At 28.0% G+C, this 5,870-nt stretch carries 5 protein-coding genes and 2 tRNA genes; 6 read left to right on the top strand and 1 reads right to left on the bottom strand.

What is annotated here, in order from left to right; genetic code table 11:
* Positions 1-130: 130 nt before the first annotated feature.
* From X924_RS08185 to X924_RS08160, 6 genes are all read left to right on the top strand, one after another.
* Entirely contained in the window at positions 131-898 is a 768-nt protein-coding gene (locus X924_RS08185; RefSeq protein ID WP_146255691.1) for a type II secretion system protein GspD, read from the top strand.
* Positions 895-1,830 (top strand): hypothetical protein, encoded by a 936-nt coding sequence (locus tag X924_RS08180; RefSeq protein ID WP_121958432.1) that lies wholly within the window; start codon positions 895-897, stop codon positions 1,828-1,830. The genes X924_RS08185 and X924_RS08180 overlap by 4 nt, the downstream gene beginning before the upstream one ends.
* 62 nt (positions 1,831-1,892) lie before the next feature.
* Positions 1,893-2,930, top strand: coding sequence for a BTAD domain-containing putative transcriptional regulator (locus tag X924_RS08175; protein WP_158245355.1), 1,038 nt, complete (start codon positions 1,893-1,895; stop codon positions 2,928-2,930).
* 139 nt (positions 2,931-3,069) lie between these two features.
* Positions 3,070-4,752 carry a GGDEF domain-containing protein gene (locus X924_RS08170; RefSeq protein ID WP_121958430.1) on the top strand — a complete coding sequence of 561 codons (1,683 nt, stop codon included), beginning with the start codon at positions 3,070-3,072 and terminating at the stop codon, positions 4,750-4,752.
* Between the two features lie 87 nt (positions 4,753-4,839).
* A tRNA-Ser gene (locus tag X924_RS08165) sits at positions 4,840-4,929 on the top strand.
* 17 nt (positions 4,930-4,946) lie between these two features.
* A tRNA-Arg gene (locus X924_RS08160) sits at positions 4,947-5,023 on the top strand.
* Between the two features lie 40 nt (positions 5,024-5,063).
* Here the strand turns inward: X924_RS08160 and rpmB are convergent.
* Complete coding sequence (gene rpmB / locus X924_RS08155; protein ID WP_121958429.1) at positions 5,064-5,255, bottom strand: 50S ribosomal protein L28; 192 nt, start codon at positions 5,253-5,255, stop codon at positions 5,064-5,066.
* Between the last annotated feature and the right edge of the window lie 615 nt (positions 5,256-5,870).

Here is a 5,870-nt window from a genome sequence, read left to right as displayed (position 1 = left end):
ATATTCTTATTTTAATTCAAAAACTATTTTTGTGAAAAAATGAGATTTCCTTATTTATTCTCCAATAACAGGGGGTCAGGCCGTAAACTATATTACTGTTGATAAATTTCTAAATTTGATTCCAGAAAATTTGAAACAGTATATAAAAACTAACAAAGAAAGCAATCAAATTGTTTTATATGCACCTCAAAAAACCATAGATTATATAAAAGACTTAGTAAATAAACTCGATAAACCAGAACCCTCCATAGAGTTAACTGTTTATATTGTCGAAACCAATGAAAGATATTCTGATTTAATAAAAGGCAATCTCTTTGATATGAATAGAGAGGGAATTACAGCAAATATAAACAGTTTTACATTTTCAGAACCAACAATAGGTTTTTCAATCCAAGATCTTTTTGAAGCAGAAATAGATATGTATGAAAAAAATGAAACTGCAAAGTTGGTTACAAAACAGGTTGTTGATGTTTTACCTGAACAAAAGGCTTTGTTATCTCTAAAAAGTTTTGAGAATATAATTTTTACTACGTATAGAAATGAATTTAGAAATATAGAGAGTGGAATAGAAATAGAAATGACTCCCAAATTAATGAACGATATTGTCCAAATAACCTTTAGAACAAAAACTAATAATTTGATGGAGGTTAGAAGGGATAGTTATTTGGTCTCTGAGTCGAAATTAGAAACTAAAGTGAATTTAAGTCCAAACGAAGTTTTGTTAATAGCTGATTTAGATTTGAGCCAGATGTATTCGAAAGATGGTGGAACGACTTTTCTTAAAGATCTTCCTTTTTTTAGATTTTTATTTGGCGATGACCAGAAGAAGGATGAAAATAAAAGAATGATGATATTTTTGACCGCTACTGTCAAGACAAAAGGGGCTGATTCAAAGTGAAAAATAAAATATTTCTTGTAATTTTGAGTACTTTAATTTTTAGTCTTGTCGCTTTTTCTCAAAGTTCTGACATGTTTAGTTATTCAATTTATTCCGTTTTAAAAGGTGATGCTCAAAGTGAAAAATTGCTCACAAATATAGTTGTTATTCAAGGATATACGTTTAATTTTGAATCAAAAGGAAATGTTGAAGCCAATTTTAAGATCACACCTTTGAACAATTTAGGAGAAAAAGTTAGAACAAAAATCGTAATAGATAGTGCGAATACAAATTTTGAAGACACAGTAGATTTATCTAAAAACCAAAAAAACTATGTGGCTTCAATTTATTATTTAAAAAATGGGGAAGAAAACGTATTAGATATTTACATTCAAGTCAACGATGTTGAAAAATTAGAATTTAAAGAAGAAACCCCGTCTAATAATGAAAATTCATCAGTTTTGGTAGGAATTTATTACAACATATTACCTTATTATAATAACTCTTTTGTCCCACGTATTTTTTTAGATTTCAACAATTTATTATTTTTTGAGTTGAGCAATTTCTTTAGTCCTGAAAACGTTGGTTTTAAGTTTGGCGTTATCTTTAAAGATTTAAAAGCAGGTATAAACGTAGTGCTTAACGATAATTTTTATATTTTTTTAGAAGATATGACCAGTATCGATACTTTTGATTTTCATGGGTTATTTGTTCCTTTTTCTTTCGATAATAATAATATCAAATTTGAAGGGGATTTTATGTTTGAAGCGATTAAAAATTTTAACAATATCTTTTTTGGGTTGGGAACTTCTTACTTTCGAAATCAGTATGATTTCTTATTTAAAACCGGAATAGCAACTGAAATAGATAAATTTGATTTTGAAGCAAACTTAGGATACAAAATTATTTCAAGAACTCCTTTGTTTTCTATTAACGTTTCCCATGAGTTTTGAGATATAATATTATAATACTTTAAAATAGAGCTTTTCAAATTTCAAAAAAGAGGTGCTTTCCAGTGCTGGAAATATACACCTTAGGTGAATTTAAAATATATTTAGATGATAAAAAAGTTGATAATTTTAAGTCGATAAAAGCTGTGGAAATTTTTAAATATTTGGTTCTCAACAAAGATAAAAAAGTACCTCTTTTAGAATTATATGACTTATTTTGGCCTGGATTTGATGATGAGAGTGCCAGGCTTAACTTAAATACAACTCTTTATTACATTAGAAGAACATTGAGCATTCCAAGTTCAGAATTAGGAATCAAAGAGAATTATTGTATTTTTTCCAAAAAAGATGTTTATATCGATTTAGAAGAATTTTTGAAACTCAGTGACGAAGGTTTGAAAGAAAAAGATTTGAATAGAAGATTATTTTTACTTTTAAAGGCTGCAGATTTATACAAAGGAGACCTATTAGAAGAAAATACTTACGAAGAATGGGTTAGAGAAAAAAGAGAATATGTTAAAAATATATATATAGATATTTTATTAGAAATAGGCAATATCTATGAAAAAATAGAAAACAAGATAGACGCCCTTTATTATTATCAAAAAGCCTTTTATGATTCTCAAAGAGAAGATGTATGGTTAAAACTTGTCAGATATTTCCAAAATAATGAAGAAGAAGAAAAAGCTTTAAGTTTTTTTAATAGGTACAAGGATATATATAATTATAAAGAATATCCTTTTTCTTCTGGTAGAAATAGTAAAAACGCAGAAGCTACTCCAAATATAATGGACCTTCAAAAAGATAGCAATTTGTTATCAAAAGCACTTTTTGATTTTGTTTTACAATTAGAAAAATTAAAAAGAGATAAAGATTATGTGCTTTTAGAAATTGAATTAAAAGATGTCTTAAAAGATGAATTGATTAAAAAATTGGAAAATATTATCAGAAAAGAAGATGTGGTAACTGTTCAAGATAACAAATTATTTGTTTTATTTAGAGGTATTAAAAATGTTCAAGACAGTAGAGAGATTGTGGTAAAAAAAATTGTTGATTTTTTGAAAGAAGAAAATATAAAGTTTTTGATTAGTAATGTTGACTAATTTTTATTGAATATTTATTGATTATTTATTGTATTCTGATTCTTCTTTTTTTGTTTTATATTTTTTTATTTTATAATTTTATTATATATATTATTGGGGGGCGAACAAAATAAAAGAAGATCATAGGAATCTCACGGAATTGGAAAAAGATTTTATTTTATCCGAATTGCATAAAACATTGGAAGATTTAGAAAAAAATGAATTGCTAGATGAAGAAAACTCATTCCCTTTTCTTATTTTTGATCAACTAAATGATCTTATTTTTTTAGTTAACGACTTTCGTACAATTACTTATGTTAACAGTAAAATAAATTCTTTGGGTTATTCAGCTTCTGACTTTAAGGGTAAAGATGTTGCTTTTATTTTTGAAGGTGAAATAAGTAAACAAATGCAATTTTTCTTCAGTCGAAAAGCTTCCAATAAAATCTGGGTTTTTAAAGATTATTTAACAAAAATTGATGGAACTAAAGTATTTTTTGAGTTTAAATTAAAATGTTTTAATATAGATAATGAGTATTTTTATGTTTTGATAGGAAGGGATTTAACTGAAAACGAAAAACTAAAAAAAGATATTGAAAAATTAAAAAAAGATGAAGAAGAAATAAAAAAAGTATTGGAGCTTTCTAATATTGGAATATGGAAATGGGATGTTCTTAACGATAAGATAACTTACGATAATAGATATCAAAAGATTTTAGGATACGATAAAGACTTATTTCAAGAGAGTTGGGAAACATTCGAAGAATTTATTCATGAAGAAGATAGAAAACACATAGTTAACCTGATAAAAGAACATTTTTTAGAAAGAACAACCATTTATGAATCTACTTATAGAATAAAATCTAAAGATGGAAATTATATATGGTTTTTATCAAGGGCAGGTGTTGTGGAAAAAAATAAGTTTGGTCTTCCGAGGTTTATGATTGGAACATATACTGAAATTAGTGAATACAAAGAAAAAATTGATGAAATTAAGAAAGAAAAAGCCTTTATTCAAAAAGTGTTGGAAAATATGGGACAAGGGTTGTTAATATTAGATTATGACTTTAATATTATGTTTGCAAATAAAGCTTTTTATAAGATGTTAAATTTGGAAAAACCTCATGCTAACAATTACGAAGATTTTTTAGTTCCTAAGTATATAGAAGTTTTTGAAAAAGAAATAGAAAAGTTGAAAAGTGAAAAAGAAGAAATCGTTTCTTTTGAATGTGAGTTAAAATATAGACCTGATAAAATTATAACAGTAATTGTTACAGCTGTAGCTTACGAAGAAGAACAAATAAAAAGAATCATATTAGTAATGACTGACATAACTGAGAAGAAAAAGTTAGAAGAGTTGCTGAAAAGATACGCTACTTTCGATGATTTAACGACAACATACAATAGAAGAGCCGGATTTTATGCTTTAGAAAAATATTTTCAACTTTCTAAAAGAAGGAGAGAACCTTTAACAATAGTTTTTATTGACATAGATAATTTAAAATATATTAACGATAATTTTGGACATGATGCAGGAGATTTCGTAATAAAAAAAGTAGCTGATGTAATAAAGAATAGTTTAAGAGAGTCTGATTTGATAATTCGAATAGGTGGTGATGAGTTTTTACTTGGTTTACCTAATACGAAAGAAACTGATGTAGAAATTATCTTTCAAAGGATGTCTAAAGAACTTGAGAAAGTAAAATTTGACGGAGAAGTGAGAATAAGTCTTAGTTGGGGAATATGCGAATACAACAATTTTGATGAAGAGATTACTCTGGAGTCGGTTATTAAAAAAGCGGATAATAAAATGTACGAAATGAAAAGTGCAAAGAAAGAATGATTTATAGTTTGCTTGACATAATAATTTGTTAATGTTATAATATTTCAAGGAATTATTATGGGTTGTTTTCATAATGGATAAAAAGTCGGAGAGGTGGCCGAGTGGCCGAAGGCGCTTGCCTGCTAAGCAAGTGTAGAGGTGACTCTACCGAGGGTTCGAATCCCTCCCTCTCCGCCATTTTTTTGATATTGACTGTGCCTGTAGCTCAATTGGATAGAGCGTTGGACTGCGGATCCGAAGGTTGCCGGTTCAAATCCGGCCAGGCACGCCAAAATTTAAAATAATCGGTCTAATTTTAGACCGATTATTTATTATGCTTTTTGAACTTTTCCTGCTTTCATACATTTTGTACATACATACATTCTTTTTACGGTTCCTTCAGCTGTTATACTTCTTATCTTTTGTATATTCGGTTTCCATCTTCTTCTTGTTGTCACTTTTGATTTAGATACAGTATTGCCGTTTCTTGGTTCTTTGCCACAAATCTCACATTTTCTTGCCATATTCGTTCCTCCTTATAGATTTTCTATACTCGCTTTAGAAATTCTAAAATTTGAATTTTATAAATATTTTAATGTTTAACTTTTTATAAAATATCTTCTCACTTCTAATCCCTAATTTATTTACTTTTTTGTTACTTGTAGCCAAGGAAGGGGAGAGGGGCTCCGCCCTGAACCCATTATAAAATCAAAAGCTTATTTTCAGAAAATCATTATTTTTAAAATACTATCTGAATTTTTTAACTCTTTTGGTACTTGTAACCAAGGAGGGAGGAGAGAGGGCTCTGCCCTGGACCCATTTTAAATTCAAAAGCTTATTTTCAGAAAATCATTATTTCTAAAGTACTATCTGAATTTTTTAACTCTTTTGGTACTTGTAGCGAAAGGGGAAGAGGGCTCTGCCCTGGACCCATTATAAAATCAAAAGCTTATTTTCAGAAAATCATTATTTTTAAACTACTATCTGAATTTTTTAACTCTTTTGGTACTTGTAGCGAAAGGGGAAGAGGGCTCTGCCCTGAACCCATTTTAAAATCAAAAGCTTATTTTCAGAAAATCATTATTTCTAAAGTACTATCTGAATTTTTTAACTCTTTTGTTACTTATTCCCTCATGTGT

Source organism: Petrotoga sp. 9PWA.NaAc.5.4 (genome assembly GCF_002895485.1).
Classification (GTDB): Bacteria; Thermotogota; Thermotogae; order Petrotogales; family Petrotogaceae; genus AZRK01.
The sequence above is the reverse complement of the archived record's forward strand: the minus strand, read 5'-3'. Positions and strand labels throughout refer to the sequence as shown.